Annotated in this window: 18 protein-coding genes; 17 read left to right on the top strand and 1 reads right to left on the bottom strand. The window is 48.7% G+C overall.

The annotated features are described in order from the left end of the window. Positions 1-264 precede the first annotated feature (264 nt). From FD32_RS08985 to pepT, 15 genes are all read left to right on the top strand, one after another. On the top strand, positions 265-1,500 hold the full coding sequence (locus FD32_RS08985) for an argininosuccinate synthase (RefSeq protein ID WP_047769990.1): 1,236 nt from the start codon (positions 265-267) through the stop codon (positions 1,498-1,500). Then, complete coding sequence (gene argH / locus FD32_RS08980) at positions 1,490-2,872, top strand: argininosuccinate lyase (protein WP_047769992.1); 1,383 nt, start codon at positions 1,490-1,492, stop codon at positions 2,870-2,872. Before FD32_RS08985 ends, argH begins: the two co-directional genes overlap by 11 nt. A gap of 162 nt (positions 2,873-3,034) precedes the next feature. After that, positions 3,035-4,042, top strand: coding sequence for a PhoH family protein (locus FD32_RS08975; protein ID WP_047769994.1), 1,008 nt, complete (start codon positions 3,035-3,037; stop codon positions 4,040-4,042). Positions 4,043-4,044: 2 nt separating this feature from the next. Continuing rightward, on the top strand, positions 4,045-4,524 hold the full coding sequence (ybeY, locus tag FD32_RS08970) for an rRNA maturation RNase YbeY (RefSeq protein ID WP_047769996.1): 480 nt from the start codon (positions 4,045-4,047) through the stop codon (positions 4,522-4,524). Beyond that, positions 4,508-4,903 carry a diacylglycerol kinase family protein gene (locus FD32_RS08965; RefSeq protein WP_191980306.1) on the top strand — a complete coding sequence of 132 codons (396 nt, stop codon included), beginning with the start codon at positions 4,508-4,510 and terminating at the stop codon, positions 4,901-4,903. The genes ybeY and FD32_RS08965 overlap by 17 nt, the downstream gene beginning before the upstream one ends. 10 nt (positions 4,904-4,913) lie before the next feature. Next, a complete protein-coding gene (gene era, locus FD32_RS08960) occupies positions 4,914-5,819 on the top strand; it encodes a GTPase Era (RefSeq protein ID WP_047769999.1) in 906 nt (301 codons plus the stop codon). Positions 5,820-5,840: 21 nt separating this feature from the next. After that, complete coding sequence (recO, locus tag FD32_RS08955; RefSeq protein WP_047770000.1) at positions 5,841-6,626, top strand: DNA repair protein RecO; 786 nt, start codon at positions 5,841-5,843, stop codon at positions 6,624-6,626. Between the two features lie 284 nt (positions 6,627-6,910). Then, complete coding sequence (glyQ, locus tag FD32_RS08950) at positions 6,911-7,909, top strand: glycine--tRNA ligase subunit alpha (RefSeq protein ID WP_235803798.1); 999 nt, start codon at positions 6,911-6,913, stop codon at positions 7,907-7,909. A gap of 1 nt (position 7,910) precedes the next feature. Continuing rightward, complete coding sequence (gene glyS / locus FD32_RS08945; protein ID WP_047770003.1) at positions 7,911-9,986, top strand: glycine--tRNA ligase subunit beta; 2,076 nt, start codon at positions 7,911-7,913, stop codon at positions 9,984-9,986. A 139-nt stretch (positions 9,987-10,125) separates the two neighbouring features. Then, on the top strand, positions 10,126-12,003 hold the full coding sequence (gene dnaG / locus FD32_RS08940) for a DNA primase (RefSeq protein ID WP_047770004.1): 1,878 nt from the start codon (positions 10,126-10,128) through the stop codon (positions 12,001-12,003). Position 12,004: 1 nt separating this feature from the next. Next, positions 12,005-13,147 (top strand): RNA polymerase sigma factor RpoD, encoded by a 1,143-nt coding sequence (gene rpoD, locus FD32_RS08935; RefSeq protein WP_047770005.1) that lies wholly within the window; start codon positions 12,005-12,007, stop codon positions 13,145-13,147. Positions 13,148-13,382: 235 nt separating this feature from the next. After that, the gene (locus tag FD32_RS08930; protein ID WP_047770007.1) at positions 13,383-14,567 is read left to right on the top strand and encodes an aminotransferase class I/II-fold pyridoxal phosphate-dependent enzyme; all 1,185 of its coding nucleotides are present in this window, start codon (positions 13,383-13,385) and stop codon (positions 14,565-14,567) included. A 148-nt stretch (positions 14,568-14,715) separates the two neighbouring features. Beyond that, positions 14,716-15,417: a tRNA (adenine(22)-N(1))-methyltransferase gene (locus tag FD32_RS08925; RefSeq protein ID WP_047770009.1), complete on the top strand. Its 702-nt coding sequence runs from the start codon at positions 14,716-14,718 to the stop codon at positions 15,415-15,417. After that, a complete protein-coding gene (locus FD32_RS08920; protein ID WP_047770011.1) occupies positions 15,410-16,237 on the top strand; it encodes a Nif3-like dinuclear metal center hexameric protein in 828 nt (275 codons plus the stop codon). Before FD32_RS08925 ends, FD32_RS08920 begins: the two co-directional genes overlap by 8 nt. 14 nt (positions 16,238-16,251) lie before the next feature. Beyond that, positions 16,252-17,502, top strand: coding sequence for a peptidase T (gene pepT, locus FD32_RS08915; protein ID WP_047770013.1), 1,251 nt, complete (start codon positions 16,252-16,254; stop codon positions 17,500-17,502). A gap of 67 nt (positions 17,503-17,569) precedes the next feature. Here pepT and FD32_RS08910 read toward each other — a convergent pair whose 3' ends face one another. After that, positions 17,570-17,773: a DUF2929 family protein gene (locus tag FD32_RS08910; protein ID WP_047770015.1), complete on the bottom strand. Its 204-nt coding sequence runs from the start codon at positions 17,771-17,773 to the stop codon at positions 17,570-17,572. Positions 17,774-17,892: 119 nt separating this feature from the next. Between FD32_RS08910 and dnaE the strand changes: the two genes are divergently transcribed. Then, complete coding sequence (dnaE, locus tag FD32_RS08905) at positions 17,893-21,240, top strand: DNA polymerase III subunit alpha (RefSeq protein ID WP_047770017.1); 3,348 nt, start codon at positions 17,893-17,895, stop codon at positions 21,238-21,240. A gap of 168 nt (positions 21,241-21,408) precedes the next feature. Continuing rightward, positions 21,409-22,830, top strand: coding sequence for a pyruvate kinase (pyk, locus tag FD32_RS08900; protein WP_047770019.1), 1,422 nt, complete (start codon positions 21,409-21,411; stop codon positions 22,828-22,830). Positions 22,831-22,844: the final 14 nt, after the last annotated feature.

The raw sequence follows: 22,844 nt of genomic DNA, 5'->3' as shown, positions 1-22,844 counted from the left end.
AAAAAAGCCAATAACCACACGCCTTTGGCGTGATTATTAGCTTTCAAGTTTCAGTAAGGATAATTAAAAAGCGGTTTGATTGCTCGAAAGCCCGGGTAGTTAAACCGCTCTTTTTACTTGTTTAAATACCGCCATTCCAGGTTGACTATACATATTTTTGAATAAAATACGGAAAATTTACAAAAATGCTTGATATATATTCAATAATGTTGTATATTAATTTCAATTAATAAATATGCAAATAAATGAATGGAGACGATATTAATGAGTAAAGAAAAAATTGTTTTGGCTTATTCCGGTGGCCTTGATACCTCTGTTGCAATTGCCTGGTTAAAGAACAAGGGCTATGACGTAATTGCCTGCTGTATTGATGTTGGCGAAGGCCTTGACCTGGAAGCTATCAAAAATAAGGCGGCGGCAATTGGTGCCTGGAAGTCAGTTGTGATTGATGCCAAGCTGGACTTCGCGGAACAGTTTGTTCTTCCTGCATTGCAGGCCCATGCAATGTACGAACAAAAGTACCCACTGGTTTCGGCACTGTCACGGCCACTGATTGTCCAGAAGTTGGTTGCCACTGCCAAGCAGTACGGGGCTACCGCAATTGCGCACGGTTGTACCGGGAAGGGGAATGACCAGGTCCGGTTCGAAGCTGGTATTCATGCCCTGGCTCCTGAAATGAAGATTGAAGATCCTATCCGGGACTGGCACTGGTCACGGGAAGAAGAAATCCAATATGCAAAAGACAATAATATTCCCGTGCCAATTACCAAGGCAAGCCCATACTCAATCGACCAGAACCTGTGGGGACGGGCCAATGAATGTGGGATTCTTGAAGATCCTTGGGCAGCGGCTCCTGAGGATGCCTACGAACGGACAACCCCAATCGAAGAAACTCCTGACCAGCCAACCGTAATGGAAATTACCTTTAAAGAAGGGGTCCCAACCGCCCTTGATGGTGAGGAATTACCCCTGGACCAGTTAATTATGAAGCTCGACAAGATTGCTGGTGATAACGGGATTGGCCGGATTGACCACGTTGAGAACCGGTTAGTTGGTATTAAGTCACGGGAAATCTACGAATGCCCCGCTGCAACCGTCTTGCTAGCTGCCCACAAGGACCTTGAAGACCTGACTCAAGAGCGGGAAGTTGCCCACTTCAAGCCGGTAATTGAAGGCAAGATGGCTGAAATCATTTATAATGGACTATGGTACTCACCTTTGATGAAGGCGTTAGTATCGTTCATTGATGAAACACAAAAGGTGGTTAACGGTGTTGTCCGGGTAAAGATGTTCAAGGGGAACGTCATTTGTGAAGGACGGAAGTCACCAAACTCCTTGTACGATAAGAACCTGGCAACTTATACCTCTGCGGACGAGTTTGACCAAGAGGCCGCAACTGGCTTTATTAAGCTCTGGGAATTACCCGACAAGGTCTATGCCCAGGTCCAAGAAAAAGCTAACCACCATTCACAGAAAGGGGAAGTAACGGATGCCTATTAAGAAGATGTGGGGCGGCCGGTTTGAAAAGGGCGGCGACCAGCTCGTCGACCAATTTGGCGCCTCCATTTCCTTTGACCAGGAGATGGCAAAAGAAGATATCATGGGCTCACTGGCCCATGTGAAGATGCTGAAGAAGACCCAGATTTTATCTGGGGCGGACGCTGACAAAATTATTGGCGGGTTAAATGATTTAATGACCGAACTTGAGGAACAAGGCCTACCGTTTGACGTGGAGAATGAAGATATTCATATGAATATTGAGGCCCTCTTGACCAAGAAAATTGGTCCAGTTGCCGGTAAAATCCATACCGGACGGAGTCGTAATGACCAGGTGGCAACCGATTTCCACCTTTACGTTAAAGAACGGCTGCCTAAGATCATCTTCGCCCTCAAGGATCTTCAACAGGCCCTAGTCAACCTTGCCGAAAAGAACGTGGAAACCATCATGCCGGGTTATACCCACATGCAACACGCCCAGCCGATCTCTTATGGTCAATACTTAATGGCTTACTTTCAAATGTTTCAGCGGGATGTGGAGCGCTTTACCTTTAACAAGCAGCATACCGACCTCTCACCGCTGGGGGCCGCAGCCCTTGCCGGGACGACCTTTCCGATTGACCGGGAAATGACGACGGCACTCCTCGGCTTCAAGAAACCGTACGCTAACTCGTTAGATGCCGTCAGTGATCGGGACTTTGCACTGGAGTTTTTGAGTAACGCCAGTATCTTGATGGTGCACCTTTCCCGTTTATGTGAGGAAATCATTTATTGGTGCAGTTATGAGTTTAACTACATTGAATTATCGGATGCCTATTCAACCGGTAGTTCCATCATGCCCCAGAAGAAGAATCCGGACATGGCAGAGCTGATTCGGGGGAAGAGCGGCCGGGTGTTCGGCAGCCTGATGGGACTCTTGACCACCATGAAAGGTCTGCCACTGGCGTACAATAAGGATATGCAGGAGGACAAGGAAGGGGTCTTCGATACTGTTAAGACCATTCTACCGTGTTTGAAGGTTATGACCGGGATAATTGAAACCCTGCATGTCAATAAGGATAAGATGGCCCATGCCACCCAGCACGATTTCTCTAACGCTACTGAGCTGGCTGACTACCTAGCAACCAAGGGGATCCCGTTCCGGCGGGCCCATGAGATTGTTGGTGAGTTGGTCCTCAAGGGGATTAAGGCCGGCACCGACCTAGCAGACATTCCGCTAAGCGAGTTTAAGCAGATTGACACGCGGGTTGAAGATGATGTCTACCAGGTCTTGAAGCCAGCCGTTGCGGTTCAGCGGCGGAACTCGCTCGGTGGGACCGGCTTTGACCAGGTTAAGGCCCAGATTACTGCCGCTAAACAAATATTAAATAAGTAATACAAGATTGAAAGGCCCTGATGTCAAGACTTACTTGCCGTCAGGGCCTTTTGGTGTCCCGTTGAAGGCGGTTGGGTGCGCTTTAGTTATTAACCCGGGGAAAGCTATGATATAATCAATCTGAAAAAGCGTAATTTAATCGTTAAAGGAGAATTGAATAATTTGGCAGAAAGTACGCAAGAATATGAACAAGTATTTCAAATTGACCAACCAGCAATCGAGGTTGGTATTTTAGGGCCCCAGGATAAGTTTGTCAGTCTGCTTGAGCAGGGGATGGAGGTTACCCTGAACCCCTTTGGCGGCAATTTGAAGGTTAGTGGACGTCGGGAGGACGTTAAACTGACGATTGACGTCTTCCATGCCCTGGTAAACCTTCTTCAACAGGGAATCCACCTGCACAGTACTGATATTGTCAGCGCAATGAAGATGGCCCACCGGGGAACGCTGGAATACTTTGCGGACCTTTACAGTGAGACCATTATCAAGGATCGTAAGGGGCGTGCGGTCCGGGTTAAGAACTTTGGCCAGCGCCAGTACGTCAACGCAATGAAGCATAACGACATCACGTTTGGGATTGGCCCGGCCGGAACAGGGAAGACCTACCTGGCAGTTGCGATGGCAGTGGCGGCCCTCAAGCGCGGTGAGGTTGAACGGATTATCGTTACCCGTCCGGCCGTTGAAGCTGGGGAGAGCCTTGGCTTTCTTCCTGGTGACTTGCAGGAAAAGGTTGATCCGTACTTGCGGCCAATTTACGATGCCTTAAACGATATTTTAGGTACTGATCATACCCAACGCCTGATGGAACGGGAAATCATTGAAATCGCCCCATTAGCATACATGCGGGGACGAACGTTGGACGGTGCCTTCGTTATTCTCGATGAGGCACAAAATACCACTAACGCTCAGATGAAGATGTTTTTAACCCGGCTGGGATTTGGCTCTAAGATGGTCGTTAACGGTGATATCTCACAGATTGACCTGGCCCATGGTGTGCGGAGCGGGCTAGTGAGTGCGCAGCGCATCTTGAATGATATCCAGTCAATTAAATTTGTTCGCTTTAGTGCTGAAGATGTTGTTCGGCATCCGGTTGTTGCGCGAATCATCACGGCATATGAAGAGCACGCAACCAAAAAAGTAAGCAAGGATAAAAAGACGTCAAAGGAGGAATAGTGGTGGACCTGACAGTATATGATGAAACTGGTGGCCAGGTAAGTGAGAATCAATTGACCCTGGTTAAGGACGTTTTGCAATTTGCTGCCTGTAAGTTAGCCCTTAAGGATAACACCGAGATGTCGGTAACCCTGATGACTAACCCCACAATCCGCAAACTTAACAAACAGTACCGGGGAGTCGACCGGGCAACCGACGTTTTAAGCTTTGCTGCGGAGGAGAGTGGGGACGAAACCCCCATCATTATGGACCCAGCGTTGGCAGCCGAACTACCGGAGAACCTTGGCGACCTCTTCGTCTCAATTGATAAGGTCGCAGAACAGGCTAAGTTTTTGGGCCATTCAAGTGACCGGGAACTGGGCTTTCTGGTTATCCATGGATTCCTTCATTTAAATGGCTATGATCATGAAAAACCGGCCGATGAGAAAAAAATGTTTGCATTACAACGGGAGATACTAGATGAGTATGGACTCAAGAGATAAGCACCAGGTAACCAAAAATAATCACCTCCTGCAGGCGATGAGCCACGCCTTTGATGGAATCATCACGATGCTGCGTGAGGAACGTAATATGCGTTACCACGTCCTGGCCGCATTTTTGGTTGTTCTCGCCGGAATATTCTTTCATATTCGGGCGACAGACTGGCTATGGCTCCTCCTGGTGATCTTTTTAGTCTTTGCCGCTGAGTTTTTGAACACCGTCACTGAGGCCGTTACCGACCTCTTGGTGAGCCACCACTATGATGTTGAAGTAAAGAAGGCAAAGGACGTGGCCGCCGGGGGTGTCTTGATTGCGGCGTGCTTTGCCGTCTTGGTGGGCCTGATAATATTTGGCCCATACGTTATGCGGTTATTGAAGTAGGGAGAAGAAAATGGATAATCCAAACTATAAATCAGGTTTTGTTGCGCTAATTGGCCGGCCCAACGTTGGTAAGTCAACTTTACTGAACTACATTGTTGGTCAAAAGGTCGCAATCATGAGTGATGTTGCACAGACGACCCGGAATAAAATTCAGGGGATCTACACGAGTCCCGAAGCCCAAATCGTCTTTATTGATACGCCCGGTGTCCACAAGCCGGTTACCAAGCTTGGCGATTTTATGGAGCGGTCGACCCTCTCTGCTTTAGATGAAGTCGATGCCGTGGTTTATGTTGTCAGTGCCAGTGAGAAGCGGGGCCCTGGTGACAACTTCATTATTGAAAAGTTACGGCAGGTTAAAAAGCCAATTTATTTGGTTGTTAATAAGATCGACCAGGTCCACCCCAACGAACTGCCCGACATCGTTAACCAGTACAAGGATGACCTTCCCTTCAAGCAGGTCATTCCGGTCTCTGCCCTTCAGGGAAACAACGTTAACGAGTTAATCAACCAGTTGGTTAAGGGCCTGCCCCATGGGCCCCAGTACTACCCAGATGATCAGATCTCCGACCACCCCGAGCGCTTTGTCATTGCCGAAATGATCCGGGAAAAGGTGTTCATGCTGACCAGGGATGAGGTCCCCCATTCTGTTGCCGTCGATGTCACCTCTGTTAAGCGTGAGGACGAAGAGCATGTCCATATTTCTGCTAACATTGTTGTCGAACGGCCAGGACAAAAGGGAATCATCATTGGCAAAAAGGGTCAGATGCTTAAGAAAATTGGGACAATGGCCCGTAAGGATATTGAGCGCCTGCTTGGTGACCATGTCTTCCTCCAGCTGTGGGTCAAGGTTGTGCCGAAGTGGCGCGATAAGTCGGCAATGCTTAAGGACTATGGCTACCGCAACAAGGACTACTAATTACTTCAAGGGGGCTTAATGATGGCCCGTGAGACCACTGATTTTACAGGGATAATTATCTACCGGCGGGACTACCGGGAGCGGGACCTGCTCGTCAAGATGTTGACGGATAAGATTGGCCCGGCAATGTTTCACATCCGTGATGGCAAGAAACGGGGCTTTCGCATGGCAAGCGACTTTTTGCCGTTTACGCACGGAACCTATATTGGAGCACTTGACAATCAGGGGCTTAGTTTTGTGAACACGGCGAGTGAAACGCACCAGTACCAGGGGATTGCTACCGACCTGCGGCGTAATGCCTACGCCACCTACATCCTTTCCTTGGTTGACCACGCCTTCACAGATGGCCAGGGGATTGGCGGTTGGTTTAACCAGGTGGCAGCTGCCCTTGACCTAATTAATCGGGGACAAGACGAGCAGGTTGTCACCAACGTAATCGAGACCCAGCTGCTGACGGTCTTTGGGGTTGCCCCGACCTGGGACCGGTGCGTTATTTGTGGCGAACGCCACCGTCCCCTTGATTTTTCGGAACAGTATGGTGGGATGCTGTGTGACCGACACTGGTACCTTGACCAGCGGCGCTTTCATCTTGACCGCCGGACTGCCTATTACTTGCAGCAGTTTGCGGCCCTAAACCTCCAGCAGGTGAACACCATTAAAATTAACTCCTTTACCAAGGAGCGCCTTCAGTACGTTTTGGATACTCTTTACAATGATCAGGTGGGTCTCCGCTTGAAGAGTAAACGATTCATCAACCAGATGAACCGTCTGGAACAAAAAATGGGTAAATTGTCGACCGACGATTGACAATTTGAGAAAGTTTATCTATTATAAATGATGTTTATTGGTAACACTTAATTTGAATATTGGTTGACGTTGACGGAGAAAAGCAATGGTTACGCCTTTATCAAGCGAGTAGGGGAGAGTGAAAGCCCTACTAAAGGTTCCGTTGTAGGCCCTTTACCAGTCATCTTTAACTAAGCTGTTTTGCAGAAATGCAAAAAAGCAGGGTGGAACCGCGATGTAATCTCGTCCCTGCAGTTACTATTCCGTAACTGTAGGGACTTTTTGATATGAAGGGAAGTATTCAGATGACAACAAAAAAGCTGAGTGTTCAGGATATCATCTTCACGCTTGAACAGTACTGGGCAAAGCAGGGCTGCATGCTGATGCAGGCCTACGACACGGAAAAGGGTGCCGGGACAATGAGCCCATACACCTTTTTACGGGCAATCGGTCCAGAACCATGGAACGCTGCATATGTCGAACCATCCCGGCGTCCGGCTGACGGTCGTTATGGTGAAAACCCGAACCGGCTTTACCAGCACCACCAGTTCCAAGTAATCATGAAACCATCACCGGATAATATTCAAGACCTGTACTTGGGAAGCTTAAAGGAACTCGGAATTGACCCGCTTGAACACGATATTCGGTTCGTGGAAGATAACTGGGAGAACCCATCCATGGGTTGTGCCGGTGTTGGTTGGGAAATTTGGCTTGACGGCATGGAAGTTACCCAGTTTACCTACTTCCAAGTCGTTGGTGAACTGCCGATGAACCCAGTGGCTTCAGAAGTTACCTATGGTTTGGAACGGCTCGCTGAATATATTCAAAACGTTGACTCTGTTTACGACCTGGAATGGGCTGACGGGGTCCTGTATGGTGATATCTTTAAGGAGCCAGAATACGAGCACTCCAAGTACGCATTCGAGGAAAGCAACCAGGATATGTTGCTGGCAGCCTTTAACGACTACGAAACCGAGGCTAAGCGGCTCATTAAACTGGGCTTAGTTCACCCGGCATATGACTATGTTCTGAAGTGCAGTCATACCTTTAACCTCCTGGATGCCCGGGGGGCAGTTTCCGTTACTGAACGGGCAGGTTACCTCCACCGGATTCGGATTATGGCAAAGTCAATTGCGAAGGCCTTTGTCGAAGAGCGGCGGAAACGGGGCTTCCCATTGATTCACGACGATAAACTACGGCAAAAGACACTCGATGAGTACACCAAGAAGGCTGAGAAGGCCAAGCAACGCGCGGCTAAACAAGCAGCCAAGAAGGCTAAAAAAGCGCAGAAGGGGGACAAGTAAGATGGCTAATTCATATTTACTAGAAGTGGGCGTTGAAGAAATGCCTGCACATGTTGTTACGCCAAGTATTAAGCAACTTCACCAGCGGGTAGCTGATTACCTGAAGGAACAACGGATTTCATTTGATGACATTCAAGAATATGCAACCCCACGGCGGCTTGCCCTTTTGATTAGTGGCCTTAGCGACAAGCAACCAGATGTTGATGAATCCGTTAAGGGCCCTGCTAAGAAGATTGCCCAGGATGCTGATGGTAACTGGACGAAGGCGGCAATCGGTTTTACCCGGGGCCAAGGGGCCAGCGTTGACGACATCGAATTCAAGGACGTTAAGGGTGTTGATTACGTCTTTGTTGAAAAGCACATTGCCGGAAAGCCAGTTGCCGAAGTGCTGAAGGGCTTACCAGACGTGATTACCGCAATGACCTTCCCAACACTGATGAAGTGGGGTTACCACAACTTACAATTTATTCGCCCAATTCGGTGGTTAGTTTCCCTGCTTAATGATCAGGTGGTCCCGTTTAAGATTCTTGATGTTGAGGCTGGTCGGACTACCCGGGGACACCGTTTCTTAGGACATAACATCGAATTACAAAAGGCCACTGATTATGTCGATGCCCTGTACAAGGATTACGTAATCGTTGACCCAGTTAAGCGTAAGCAGGTAATTAATGACCAAATTGATGCCATTGTTGAAGAACATGACTGGGTAATTGATAAGGATACGGACCTCTTGGAAGAGGTTAACAACCTGGTGGAATGGCCAACTGCTTTTGCGGGATCCTTTGATAAGAAGTATCTGGTGCTGCCAGATGAGGTCCTGATTACTTCCATGAAGGATAACCAGCGGTTCTTCTACCTTCGCGACCATGACGGTAACCTCTTGCCAAACTTCATTGCCGTCCGGAACGGGAACAAGGAATACCTGGAAAATATCATCAAGGGGAATGAACGAGTCCTGGTTCCGCGGCTTGAAGATGCTAAGTTCTTCTACGAGGAAGACCAAAAGCTGACGATTGACCAGTACGTTGACCGCCTGAAGCGGGTTAGCTTCCATGACAAGATTAGTTCGATGTACGACAAGATGCAGCGGACAGCCGTGATTGCACAGTTAATTGGCAAGCGGCTTAACTTAACGGATGATGAGCTGGCTGACCTTGACCGTGCTGCCCACATTTACAAGTTTGATCTGACCACCCAAATGGTCGGCGAGTTTGCCGAACTTCAAGGGGTAATGGGTGAAATCTATGCTAAACTCTTCGGCGAAAAGGACGACGTTGCAACTGCTATTCGGGAACACTATATGCCAATTTCTGCTGAGGGTGAGCTACCACAGACCAAGTTAGGAGCTATCCTTGCAATTGCCGATAAGCTCGACAGCATCTTGAGTTTCTTTGCGGTAGGGATGATTCCTTCTGGTTCAAACGACCCGTATGCTCTGCGTCGTCAGGCGTTTGGAATTGTGCGGATCATTAACGACCGGAATTGGCACCTGCCACTGCTCGGCATCCAGGCAGCCGTTATCAAGGCCTTTGCCGCCGCTAATATTAAGACTAACTTTGACCTTTCAAAGAATGCTGACGCTGTTCGTCAATTCTTCTTAGACCGGGTTAAGCAGGCGCTGAGCGAACGGAAGCTTCGTCACGATATAATTGATACCGTTAGTGATACGAAGGTTAATGACCTGGCGAACATCTTTGAGGCAGCTCAGACCATTGACGACCACAAGAATGATGGAGACTTTAAGGCCGCCATTGAGGCTTTGACTCGGGTCCTGCGGATTGCCAAGAAGGGTAACCAAGCTCCTACTGCTAAGGTTAACCCAGAACTGTTTGAAAACCCGTCCGAGCAAAAGCTTTACGATGCGGTTAATGACCTGAAAAAGCAAGCTGCAGGCCGGACGGTTGCGGAGAACTTTGCTGCATTACGTTCCTTAGAACCAGTGATTACCAGTTACTTTGACGAGAACATGATTATGGACAAGAACGAAGATATCCGTAACAACCGGCTCACTCAGCTGGGGATTCTCGCTCGGCTTGCTGGCGTTATGGGGAACCTAAACGATTTAATTGTTAAGTAAGCTTTTTGATTGTTTTACCGCTGACTTGTGGTATCATATATATTAAGTGAATTATGTGTTGATAAGTAGAGGAGGGTCGCATTCCGTATGGTTGCGACCTTTCGTTACTGTACGCAGATTAATCAAGTGGGGTGGTTCAATGGCGCGCATACCACGTGATACAATCGATCGGGTACGTAATTTGGTTGATATTGTTGACGTAATTGGGCGGTACGTTCAGTTAAAAAAAGCGGGGAAGAGCTTTACCGGCCTATGCCCCTTTCATGAGGAGCAGACCCCGTCGTTCTCAGTGAACGAAGAGAAGCAGTACTACCACTGTTTTGGTTGTGGACGAAGCGGAAATGTTTTCCAATTTCTAATGGATTACCTGCATATTGGCTTTGTTGAGGCGGTGCAAAAAATTGCCAAGGACAGCGGGATTGACCTGCCACAGCAGTACCAAGAGTCAACCGGTCAGGCTACGTCCCAATTTGCCAATAGTGAGGCTGGCCAGTTGATTGCCCTGCACCAAAGGGCCGCCCAGCTCTACCACCACATCCTGGTTAATACCCCTGCTGGTGCTGTCGCCCGGGCCTACCTCAAACGACGGGGAATGACCGATGACCTGGTGGAACAGTTCCAGCTTGGTTATGCTCCGGAACAGCGGGTGTTGAAGGCATTTTGTGACCAGCAAAAGATTGACTACCAGATTCTCCGTAAGTCGGGATTGTTTACAGAGGACCAGGCGGGGGAACTGCACGATCGCTTTGTTGACCGGGTGATTTACCCGATAAAAAACCAGCGGGGGCAAGTAATTGCCTTTTCTGGGCGCCTACTCAGTACTGCAAACAATGACCTGCCAAAGTACTTGAACAGCCCGGAAACCCTAATCTTTAATAAACGGCGGACGCTTTTTAACCTTGACGTTGCCCGCAAGGATGCAAAGCAAACGGGCAAGATATACCTGTTTGAAGGTTTTATGGATGTCATCTCAGCATACGGTGCTGGTGTTTCAAACGGGATTGCCTCAATGGGAACCAGTTTTACTGAGGAACAGGTGGCCATTATCCAGCGGTCAACGCCCCAACTTGATATTTGTTATGATGGTGATAGCGCGGGGCAAAATGCGATCGACCGGGCAATTAAGTTGGTTGACCAGGAAGCCACCGGCAATATGGTTACCAGGATTGTCCAACTACCGGCGGGAATTGATCCAGACGAGTACGTCCAGAAATATGGTGGTGAGAAGTTTAAGAAGTACCTCAGCCAGCACGAAGAAACGGTGGTTGACTTTTACCTGCGTTTCTTCCGTAATGACCGTAACTTAGGCCAACAGAGTGAGTTGATCAACTACCTTGACCAGTCGTTAAAGGTGATTGCGAAGGTAACATCGCCGGTTGAACAGGATATGTACTTGGGACGGCTTGCTGATGAATTTTCTCTTGATAAGGCGGCACTCAAAAGTCAGTTGGTCCAGCTGTCAGAACAACTGGGGATTCATCCGCAAACACCGGGGCAGAGTTACCAACAGCGGGTGGTATCACGCCAAGAGTACGCCCAGCCCGCAATTCAGGAGTCGGAAAAATCAGTCAGTCGGACGGAACTGGCCGAACGAATGCTCCTATATTACATGCTTCATAGCCAAGAGGTGTGGGCGCACGTTACGGCAGAAGATGACTTTCATTTTGTTCATGAACGTTATCAGACACTGTACCTGTTAGCAGCAAGCTATTTTACGGAGCATGGAGACTATTCGGTGGCAGACTTCTTGAACTACCTGAACGAGGATGACCTGCGCAACACCCTCAGTTTAATCGAGCAGTTGAACGTCAACCCGGTAATTAAGATGCCGGTTATTGACGATTGCGTGCGGATCATCATGCACCAGACGCCACTCGCTACACAAATTGACCAGGTACAAAGGAAGCTGAAGGAAGCTAATACTTTGAACAACAATGAGTTGGTGATGCAGCTAACGGTTAAGTTAGTTGACCTATTGAAAAAGCAGCAACAGTATAAAGCAGAGGAGACTAATTAATATGGCAAAGAGTAAGAAAAAGAATCTTGTTATTTCAAACAGTGATGATTTTGGCCAACAAGAATACGATACTGCTGTTGGAAAGCTGATTCGTCAGTACAAGAAGAAAAAGGAAATCCGCTATGACGAATTAACAGAAAAGCTGGCAAAACCATACGAGCTGAACGCCGATGGTATCGATAACCTGTTGCAAAATGTCGAGGATGCCGGTATCAGTGTGGTTGACGAAAACGGTGACCCCGATCCCCGGGCACTTAAGGCAACGGAAAAGCTGTCACAGAAGGCGATGAAGGATACCTCCGCGCCAACCGGGGTTAAGATCAATGACCCTGTCCGGATGTACTTCAAGGAAATTGGCCGGGTTAACCTTTTAACGGCGGACGAGGAAGTTCAACTGGCCCTGCGGATTGAGCAGGGAGATGAGGTTGCCAAGCAGGAACTGGCTGAGGCGAACCTCCGGCTGGTGGTTTCCATTGCCAAGCGTTACGTTGGCCGGGGGATGCAGTTCCTTGACCTGATTCAAGAAGGTAACATGGGGCTGATGAAGGCTGTTGAAAAGTTTGACTACCGGCGGGGATTCAAGTTCTCAACCTACGCAACTTGGTGGATTCGGCAGGCGATTACCCGGGCAATTGCTGATCAAGCCCGGACAATTCGGATTCCCGTCCACATGGTTGAAACCATTAACAAGCTGATCCGGATCCAACGGCAACTGCTCCAGGACCTTGGCCGGGAACCACTACCGGAGGAAATTGGTGCTGAGATGGATATGCCAACCGAAAAGGTCCGGAACATCCTTAAGATTGCCCAAGAACCGGTTTCATTGGAAACACCAATTGGTGAAGAGGACGATTCTCACCTGGGTGACTTTATTGAAGACCAAGATGCTACAAGCCCGGCTGACCATGCCGCTTACGAAATGATGAAAAAACAGTTAGAAAACGTCTTGGATACGTTAACTGACCGTGAAGAAAACGTCTTACGGCTGCGGTTTGGTCTTGATGATGGCCGGACCCGGACCCTCGAGGAAGTGGGGAAGGTCTTTGGTGTCACTCGTGAACGGATTCGGCAGATTGAAGCCAAGGCCTTGCGGAAGCTTCGCCACCCATCCCGTTCTAAGCAACTAAAGGACTTCTTGGAATAAGCCGTCCTAGTTAATATATACGTAAAACAATTGAACAGGTGCCTAAATAGTTGAAAACATTATTGGGTGGGCACAGATAAGCCTTCAGTTTACAGATCTTTTCTCTAAACTGAAGGCTTATTTTATCTTTAAAATAAGATTAAAATATTGTTAAAAAATTCTTGACGCATTTTTCACATAATATTAGAATTAAAGCAAGTTGTTTATAGTTTGTTTGTACAAAAGGAGAACGAATATGCCTGAATTATCATCAGATCTTTATGGTACCGTTAGTCATAAGTTGAACGCTTTGAAGCCCTCGGGGATTCGGGCATTCAATAAGGAAGTTTCTAAGATTCCAGGAATTATTAAGTTGACCATCGGGGAACCCGATTTCAACGTCCCGGAACACGTTAAGCAGGCGGCCATTAAGAGTATTGAAAATAACGATTCCCACTACGCACCACAGGCCGGGAAGCCAGAACTGCTCCAGGCGATTAGTAACTATGTCCAAAAAACGCGCCAGGTAAACTACAACCCGGATAATGAAGTTGTGGTTACGGTGGGGGCAACTGAAGCCCTCGACTCGACCTTCTTTGCGCTCTTCAATACTGGTGATAAGGTAATCGTTCCTACCCCAACTTTTGCCCTTTACTTCCCGTTGATTTCAATGACGGGCGCTACCGGGGTCCAAATTGACACTTCTGCTGATAATTTTGTTCTGACCCCCGAACGGTTAGAAAAAGCAATCGAAAAGGAGGGCGACGGTGTCAAGGCAGTCTTACTGAACTACCCGAATAACCCAACTGGTCGTGAATATCCAAAGGAAGTCCTGGAGGGGTTAGCAAAGGTAATTGCTAAGCACCACCTCTACGTAATTGCGGACGAAATTTACAGCGAGCTGGTTTACGATGTCCAGCACTATTCAATTGCATCAATTATTCCAGAACGGACGATCCTGATTTCCGGCCTCTCGAAGTCACATGCGATGACTGGTTACCGGATTGGCTATGTTGCCGCTCCAGCAAAGATTGCAAAGAAGATTTTGCAAATGCACGAATACCTGGTTACGACGGTTACGGACAACACCCAGGTAGCGGCTGCCGAAGCCCTCACGAACGGTCTGGATGATCCAATTGCCTTCCGGAAGGCATACCAACGCCGGCGGGACATGATCATTGCCGGGTTAACCAAGGCGGGCTTTGAGATGGCAACTCCCCAAGGGGCCTTTTACATTTTTGCAAAGATTCCCCAGTTCTTCGGAATGGATGATGAAAAGTTTGCCCGGAACCTGGCTAAGGAAGCCAAGGTGGGGGTTACTCCTGGTAGTGCCTTTGGTGCCGGTGGACAAGGCTATATCCGTCTCTCATATGCTTCATCCGATGAGGATATCAAGGAAGCATTACGGCGAATCAGTGAATACGTTAAGCAACTTAGCTAAAAATTAACAAGAAGAAAAGCACTTAGGAGCTGGCCGTTTTTGCCTGAGACCCTAAGTGCTTTTATATTGGTGATTGGCTGCCTTGTTCAAGTCCGCTGATCCTTTTGGTATACTGGTAAGTGAATAAGAAAAAAAAGGAAATGATAACGTGGACGAGAAACACCTTTCAAAACGGCTCACCCAGGTGGCGGCATTTGTCCCCCAGGGTGCCCGGTTAGCCGACATTGGGTCGGACCACGCCTACCTCCCAGCGGCTTTGGCCTTAAAAGGGCGAATTCAATTTACGGTTGCTGGTGAGGTTGCTAAGGGTCCCTATGACAACATGGTTAAGGAAATCACAGAGAATGGCCTGACAAAGACAATTATCCCCCGTCTTGCCAATGGTCTAGCTGCAATTCGGCCAACCGATAAGGTCGATACGGTTGTAATTGCTGGGATGGGCGGTGCTTTGATTGCTGACATCCTGGAAAAGGGACGGGCCCAATTAGCAGGTGTTAAGCGCCTAATCTTGCAGCCGAACGTTGGCGAATACCGGTTGCGGCAGTGGCTCTTAAAAAATAGCTACCAGATTATGGACGAGCGGTTAATTGAAGAAGATGACCACATCTATGAAATCATTATGGCGGAGCCGTCCGTGGTTCCCTTCACTTACAGTGAGTATGAGTTGATGTTTGGCCCCTTCCTTTTGGAAAAAAAAGGACCCATCTTCAAGCAAAAGTGGCAAGAATACCAGCAACGCCAGAACGGGGTTCTTCAGCAGATGGCGGGGGCAAAGCAGCCACCGCAAGCGAAGATTAGTCAGTTGAAGAAACGATTAAAGATGGTAGAGGAGGCCATACAGGATGACTAAGGGAACAGAGTTAATCAAACGCTTTGAAAAGTTCGCCAGTCCACAGCTAGCGGAGCATTGGGACCATGTTGGTTTGCAGATTGGGGATCCGGACCAACCAATTCACCGGCTAATGACGACTTTAGATGTGCGCCCCGAAACGGTCGATGAGGCCGTTAGCATGGGGGTCGACTTTATCTTTGCTCACCACCCGGTGATGTTTCATCCTGCCAAGGACCTAGATACCCGCAATCCTCAAAATGCAATGTATGCTAAGATTCTTGCTAACCACATTACGATCTACGCTGCCCATACCAATCTGGATACCGCTAATGGCGGGATGAACGATTGGCTGGCAGCTAAACTAGGACTGACTAATTGCCAGCCACTAGTGCCGGCTGGTAGTGACCCGGTAAGCAAGGAACCCGTTGGAATGGGCCGGGTGGGCACCATTAACGGAGCAATGAACGCACGGGAGTTTGCCGAATTTTGTCGGCGGCTTTTCAAGGTCCCCGGTCTCCGCTTGATTACCAACCCTGCTGATGCCGAAAAGCCAATCCACCGGGTTGCCGTTTTGGGTGGTGCCGGCCAGGACTTCTATGAGCAGGCAGTTCAAGCGGGGGCGGATGCCTACGTAACCGGGGATGTTAGCTACCACTTTGCCCATGATATGATTGCTAATCACTTAACTGTGGTTGACCCTGGTCACCACATTGAAGTAATTTGTGAACACCAACTTGCCCGCCTGTTTAAGCAGTGGCAAAAGGAAAACGGTTGGGAATTCGATATCTGTGAAAATACCATCAATACCGACCCGTTTACCTTTATCGTTAACCAGTAAGGAGGACTTTTTCTATGCTTGTTGAAAAATATGATGGCCTGCTAGACCGCTTCTTAAAGTATGTCAAAACCGAGACCCGTTCCAATCCGGCGTCGTCAACTATTCCCTCAGACCCTAAGGAAACTGCCTTTTTGAATGAATTGGCAGGTGAGCTGCGGGACTTGGGGGTTGAAAATGTCCACATCAACCAGCAGAGTTCTTATTTGATGGGAACTATTCCAAGTAACGTTGATCAGGATGTTCCGGTAGTGGGCTTTATTTCCCACGTTGACACGGCCGACTTTAATGCCCACAATGTGAATCCGCAGATTGTAAAAGACTATGATGGTCATTCAAATATCCAGTTAGGCCAGGATGGCAAGTACCAGTTAACGGTGGCCGACTTCCCTTCACTGAAGAAGTACCAGGGTGATACCCTGATTACCACTGATGGCTCAACCCTCCTTGGTGCTGATGACAAGTCCGGAGTAGCCGAAATTGTCACAATGGCCGCCTACCTCCAGGCGCACCCGGAAATTAAGCATGGTGAGATCAAGATTGGCTTGGGTCCAGATGAGGAAATCGGCACTGGCGCCGACCACTTTGACGTGGCCGACTTCGGGGCGGACTTTGCCTACACCGTTGACGCGGGACCACTTGGCGAGCTTGAATACGAAACTTTTAATGCCGCCCAGGCGGAAATTAAAATTGCCGGGAAAGACGTTCATACGGCGGTGGCCAAGGGAACGATGGTCAACGCTATCCAGGTAGCCATTGACCTCCATGACAGCTTGCCAAGCCACGAACGGGCTGAAAAAACAGCGGGGCGGGAGGGCTTTTTCCACCTCTACAAGTTCAATGGCACTGTTGACCACGCTTCAATGACCTACCTGATTCGTGATCATGACCGGCAGACCTTTGAAGAGCGTAAGCACCTTTTGCAAAGAATCGTCGATGGCCTGAATACTGAGCTCGGTGAAAAGCGGATCACGATGAAGCTTTATGACCAGTATTACAACCTCAAGGATGCCTTAAAGGACCACATGGACGTGGTCGAACTTGCTAAGCGGGCAATGGAAGAACTCGACATTAAGCCTGACATCTACCCAGTGCGGGGCGGAACTGACGGGTCGACAATTTCTTACATGGGCCTGCCGACGCCGAACCTCTTTGCAGGGGGCGAAAACATGCATAGCCGCTATGAGTATGTATCCCTACAAACGATGGAACGGGCACTCGATGTCTTGCTCAAGATCAACGAATTGAACCTGGCTGACCACCAGTAATCGGTTTATCGAAAAAAATAAGGGGCCACGATCTTCGTGGTCCCTTATTTTTAATAAAAGCTGATTTTTACTTTTCTTGTTTAGCAGGGTCAGCCTTGCCGGTAATGGCATTTACACAGTTAACGGCGATGATGGCCATGACGGCACCGATGATTGCCATTAACTTGTAGTCAGGTGTCATCCCTTCAAGTTGGGAAGTGATGTATGCTAACACTTCAGCGAGGATCAGTCCCCAGAGTGCAGCAATAATGTTCTTTGATAAGGTCTTCATGAATTTCATCCCCTCTGTATAAACCTTATTTTAGCACAATTAGGAGAGAAACACAGGGGTAAAAAGTCACCAGGAAGGCGAACTTTTGTTATAATTTTCTCAGGAAAGGAGTGGCCATCGTGGATTACGTACCATTACAGGTGCACAGTAGTTACAGTCTTTTAAACAGTCCCATCCAGATTAATGACCTGGTTCAGGCCGCTAAAGAGCGTGGCTATTCGGCATTGGCTTTGACCGATGAAAATATTTTGTATGGGGCCGTTGAGTTTTATAACGCCGCCAAGCAGGCCGGAATTAAGCCCCTGATTGGCCTCGAGATGACAGTGCACCTGGCGGATATTAACCAGACCCGCTTGCAGCTCACCCTACTGGCCAAAAGCCAGCTTGGGTATCAAAACCTGATGGATATTTCGACAATCCACCAAACAAGGGACCGTGAGCAGTTGCCACTCTCCCTGGCTACCATTAGCAAGTACTTAGGGGACCTTATCGTCCTAGTCCCGGTCCAGGTGGGGGTATTCGGTCTCCTCCGTCAGGGAAACAGTTGGCTAGATGAATTTCAGGGACCAATTGCTCAAAATAATTTCTATCTGGGGGTTAACCTTAGCTTAGACAGTGTTGAGCGGGCCGCGTTGAGCGATTTTGCCCGCGAAAACAGCATATCACTGGTGGCCACCGCCCCGGTTGACTACCTGAACCCAACAGACCTTTTTGCCACCAAAGTCCTCCAGGCAATCGGCCAGGGGGCCCAGCTGAAAAATCTTGCCGACCAATCCAAGGAGGTGGGGGAAAACTTCCTGCCGCCCCAAAAACAGGTGATTGCTGACTACCAGCGTGCTGGCCTGCAGGACGCAGTTGCGGAAACGAGTCGGATTGCTGCTCAGTGTGACGTTACCATGCAGTTTAAGTCGCCGGTCTTACCGCATTTCCCAACTCCAGGCGGTGAAAAGGCGGGGAAGTATCTGCGGGACCTGTGCCTTGCTGGTTTAAAAAAGCGTCCCGTCGCTAACAGCTTCACAGCCGGTGACTACCAGCGACGCCTGGACCGGGAACTGAAGGTAATTCACCAGATGGGCTTTGATGATTACTTCCTGATTGTCTGGGATGTAATGAACTTTGCCCACCAGGCGAAAATAACGACCGATCCCGGGCGGGGGTCAGCGGCGGGGTCCTTAGTGGCCTATGCTTTGGCCATTACCGAGGTTGACCCGTTAGAGTACCACTTACTCTTTGAACGGTTCCTGAACCCGGAACGGGCACAGATGCCTGATATTGACCTGGACATTCCCGATAACCGCCGGGGGGAGGTCCTCCAGTATGTCCATCATAAGTATGGTCACCAGCGGGTTGCCCAGATTATTACTTTTGGGACGCTTGCGGCCAAGCAAGTCATTCGTGACGTCAGCCGGGTCTTTGGCTTAACCCAGTATGAATTGGCGACGGTCATGGCAACTTTACCAAAGAGTTTACACTTTAGCTTGCAACAGGCAATCGCCGAGTCGCAGCGGCTGCGTAACTTGTTAACTGACCAGCCGAAGATAAAGTTGCTCTTTGACGTGGCCCAGAAGTTAGAAGGCCTTCCCCGGCACTATTCAACGCACGCGGCCGGGATTGTTCTTTCTGAAGAACCATTGCATAAGATTGTTCCCCTGCAAAAGGGGAGTGACGGCCTTTTGATGACCCAGTTTCCTAAGGACACGGTGGAGGCCCTCGGGCTATTGAAGATGGACTTTTTGGGTCTGCGCAACCTGTCAATCATGGATAGCACAATCAAACTAATTAAAAAGCGCCAGCCGAAATTTAGCCTGGCAGAGGTGAAGTTGGATGACCAGGCGACGATTCACCTGTTTCAACGGGGAATGACGGACGGGGTCTTCCAGTTCGAATCGGCTGGGATTCGCAATGTCTTAGTTAGCCTTCATCCGGATTGCTTTGAAGACATCGTAGCGGTAAACGCTCTCTACCGCCCGGGACCGATGGAAAATATCGCGCACTTTATTGCCAGAAAGCACGGCCAAGAGGCGGTTAAGCTCCCTGATAATGCCCTGCAACCTATTTTGGGTCCGACCTATGGAATCTTGGTCTACCAGGAACAGGTAATTCAGCTGGCTTCCGCAATGGCGGGATTTACCCTGGGTGAGGCCGACCTGCTGCGACGGGCAATGAGTAAGAAGAAAAAGCAAACGATGGCGGGAATGCGGACCAAGTTCATGGCTGGCGCCGAAAAGAAGGGTTACCGCCAGGAACTAGCAAGTCAGGTATTTGACTACATCGATCGCTTTGCCAACTACGGTTTTAACCGGTCCCACGCGGTTGCCTACTCCAAACTTGCCTTCGAGATGGCCTACCTTAAATGCCACTACCCGGCAGAATTTTACACCGCCCTGATGAATGCGGAGGGAAACGTGGCCAAACTTCGCCAGCACATTACCAATGCCCAAAGGATGGGCGTGAAGGTTAACGGACCCAAGATCAACGTGAGTCAGCAGGGCTTTACCATTAAGGACCAGGAGATATACTTTGGCTTTAGTGCCATTAAGGGGGTCCGCCGTGACTTCGTTGGCGATTTCCTTGAGGAGCGCACCCAAAACGGCCCCTTTACGGACATCCGCAATTTTATTAACCGCCTGCCGAGTAAGTGGCAAAAGGAGGAATTAATTGCCCCCTTAATTTATGTCGGGGTCTTTGATGGTCTGGGCTATAACCGGGCGGAAATGATTGCCAGCTTACCTAAGCTGTTGTCGGGAATCGAACTGTTGGGGATGCTTGGTGACTTTGCCGCGGACCCAAGTCTCCAGTCCTCGATTAGTCGCCAAGCCGAGTTTCCGCTGACGACCCGGTTAGCCAAGGAAAATGAATACCTCGGGGTTTACCTGTCAGGTCACCCGGTCAGTCAGTACCGCGACCTGGCGCAGCGGTTAAACGTAACGCCGGTTAAGGCGGTTCAACCTGGTCAGCCGGTGACCCTGATTGTTTTTGTTAACCGGATCAAGACAATTTATACTAAGAAGGACCACCGGCAGATGGCCTTTATCACGGTCTCAGACGAGAGTGGGCTGGTCGATATCACTGTCTTTCCTCGCCAGTACCAGGAATACCAGCAACTGCTTACCAAGAACCAGGTGCTGGTGATCACTGGTCACGGTGAAGAACGTCCAGGTCACGGCTTACAAGTAATTGCTAAGACGATTCGGGACGCAAGGCAAGTTCGTCAGCAATTTATCCCCCATGTCCGGTGGGTGCTGCGGATTAATCCGACAAAGGACCAACCGGCAATAATAAAAGCACTCCGCCAGTTCATGTCCCAGCACCGGGGGAGGGTCCCGGTCCTCCTCTATTACCCGGAGACGGATGTTAAAATGCTAGAGCCCGCCAGCCGGTGGCTTAATACCAGTGCCGCAACTCAGCAGGGGTTGAAACAAATTTTAGGGCCGACAAACGTTGTTCTTCAGCAATTAAAACATTAAATATTGATTAGAAATAATAACAATTTGGTGATGGCAGCGTTTTCTTGGGAAAATTTGCACAAAAATTACAGACACCAATTTTGAAAAGTGCTATTATACAAGTGTGCAAATGAGGGATGCAAATGGCAGACCGCAGTTGATGCATAAATGCAAAGGAGAGATTCATTTATGAAGAAAACCAAGATTGTAAGTACGCTTGGTCCTGCAAGTACTGATGTTGATACAATCGTTAAGTTGATCCAAGCGGGTGCAAATGTTTTCCGCTTCAACTTCTCACACGGTGACCACCCAGAACACCTGGGCCGGATGCAAAACGTTAAGAAGGCCGAAAAAATCACCGGCAAGCACGTTGGTATTATGCTTGATACTAAGGGTGCTGAAATTCGGACTACCGTTCAAAAGGAAGGTAAGATCGAATACAACATTGGTGATGAAGTACGGATTTCAATGGATGATTCTATTGAAGGTACGCATGATAAGATTGCTGTTACCTACCCAGGCCTTTACGATGACACCCACGTTGGCGGTCACGTTCTCTTCGATGATGGTCTGATTGACATGCAAATTGAAGAAAAGGATGACGCTAACAAGGAACTGGTCTGCAAGGTATTGAACCACGGTGTCCTTGGTTCTCGGAAGGGTGTTAACGCTCCTGGTGTTTCCATTAACCTGCCAGGAATTACCAAGAAGGACTCCAGCGACATTCGTTTCGGCCTTGACAACAAGATCAACTTTATTTCCGCATCCTTCGTTCGGAAGCCACAAGATGTCCTTGACATTCGCGAACTTCTCAAGGAAAAGAACATGGAAGACGTTCAAATCTTCCCAAAGATTGAATCACAAGAAGGTATTGACAACTTTGAAGCAATCATTGAGGTTGCTGATGGTCTGATGGTTCCTCGTGGTGACATGGGGGTTGAAATTCCTGCTGAAAACGTGCCAATCGTTCAAAAGCACATGATCAAGCGGTGCAACGAATTAGGTAAGCCAGTTATTACTGCTACCCAAATGTTGGACTCCATGCAAGAAAACCCACGGCCAACTCGTGCCGAAGTTTCTGATGTTGCTAACGCCGTCTTTGATGGTACTGACGCAACCATGCTTTCTGGTGAAAGTGCCAACGGTGACTACCCTGTAGAATCTGTTGCCATGATGAACGCCATCGACATCAAGGCTGAAAACCACCTTTGGGAATTCGGTACTGAAACCTTTGACTGGGATAAGTCTGACGTAACTGAAACTATTGGTTCCGCTGTTTCCAATGCCGCTAAGGACTTGGACATCCACACCATCGTTGACTACACTGCTTCTGGCTACACTGCTAAGATGATTTCCAAGTACCGTCCAAATGCTGATATCGTTGCCCTTACTCCTAATGAACGGGTAGAACGTGGCTTGATGATCAACTGGGGTGTTCAACCTTACGTTGTTGACGAAATGAAGGACACTGATAAGATGTTTGACCTTGCTGCTCAAAAGGCTGTTGAACTTGGCTTTGCTAAGAAGGGTGACAAGATTATCATCGTTGCTGGTGTTCCACTGGGTGTACCAGGTGCAACCAACATGATGCGTGTTAAGACGATTGACTAATTAATAGTTAATTT

It is taken from the genome of Limosilactobacillus panis DSM 6035, assembly GCF_001435935.1.
In the GTDB taxonomy this organism is placed as follows: domain Bacteria; phylum Bacillota; class Bacilli; order Lactobacillales; family Lactobacillaceae; genus Limosilactobacillus; species Limosilactobacillus panis.
This window is presented reverse-complemented; position numbering and strand designations above follow the sequence as displayed.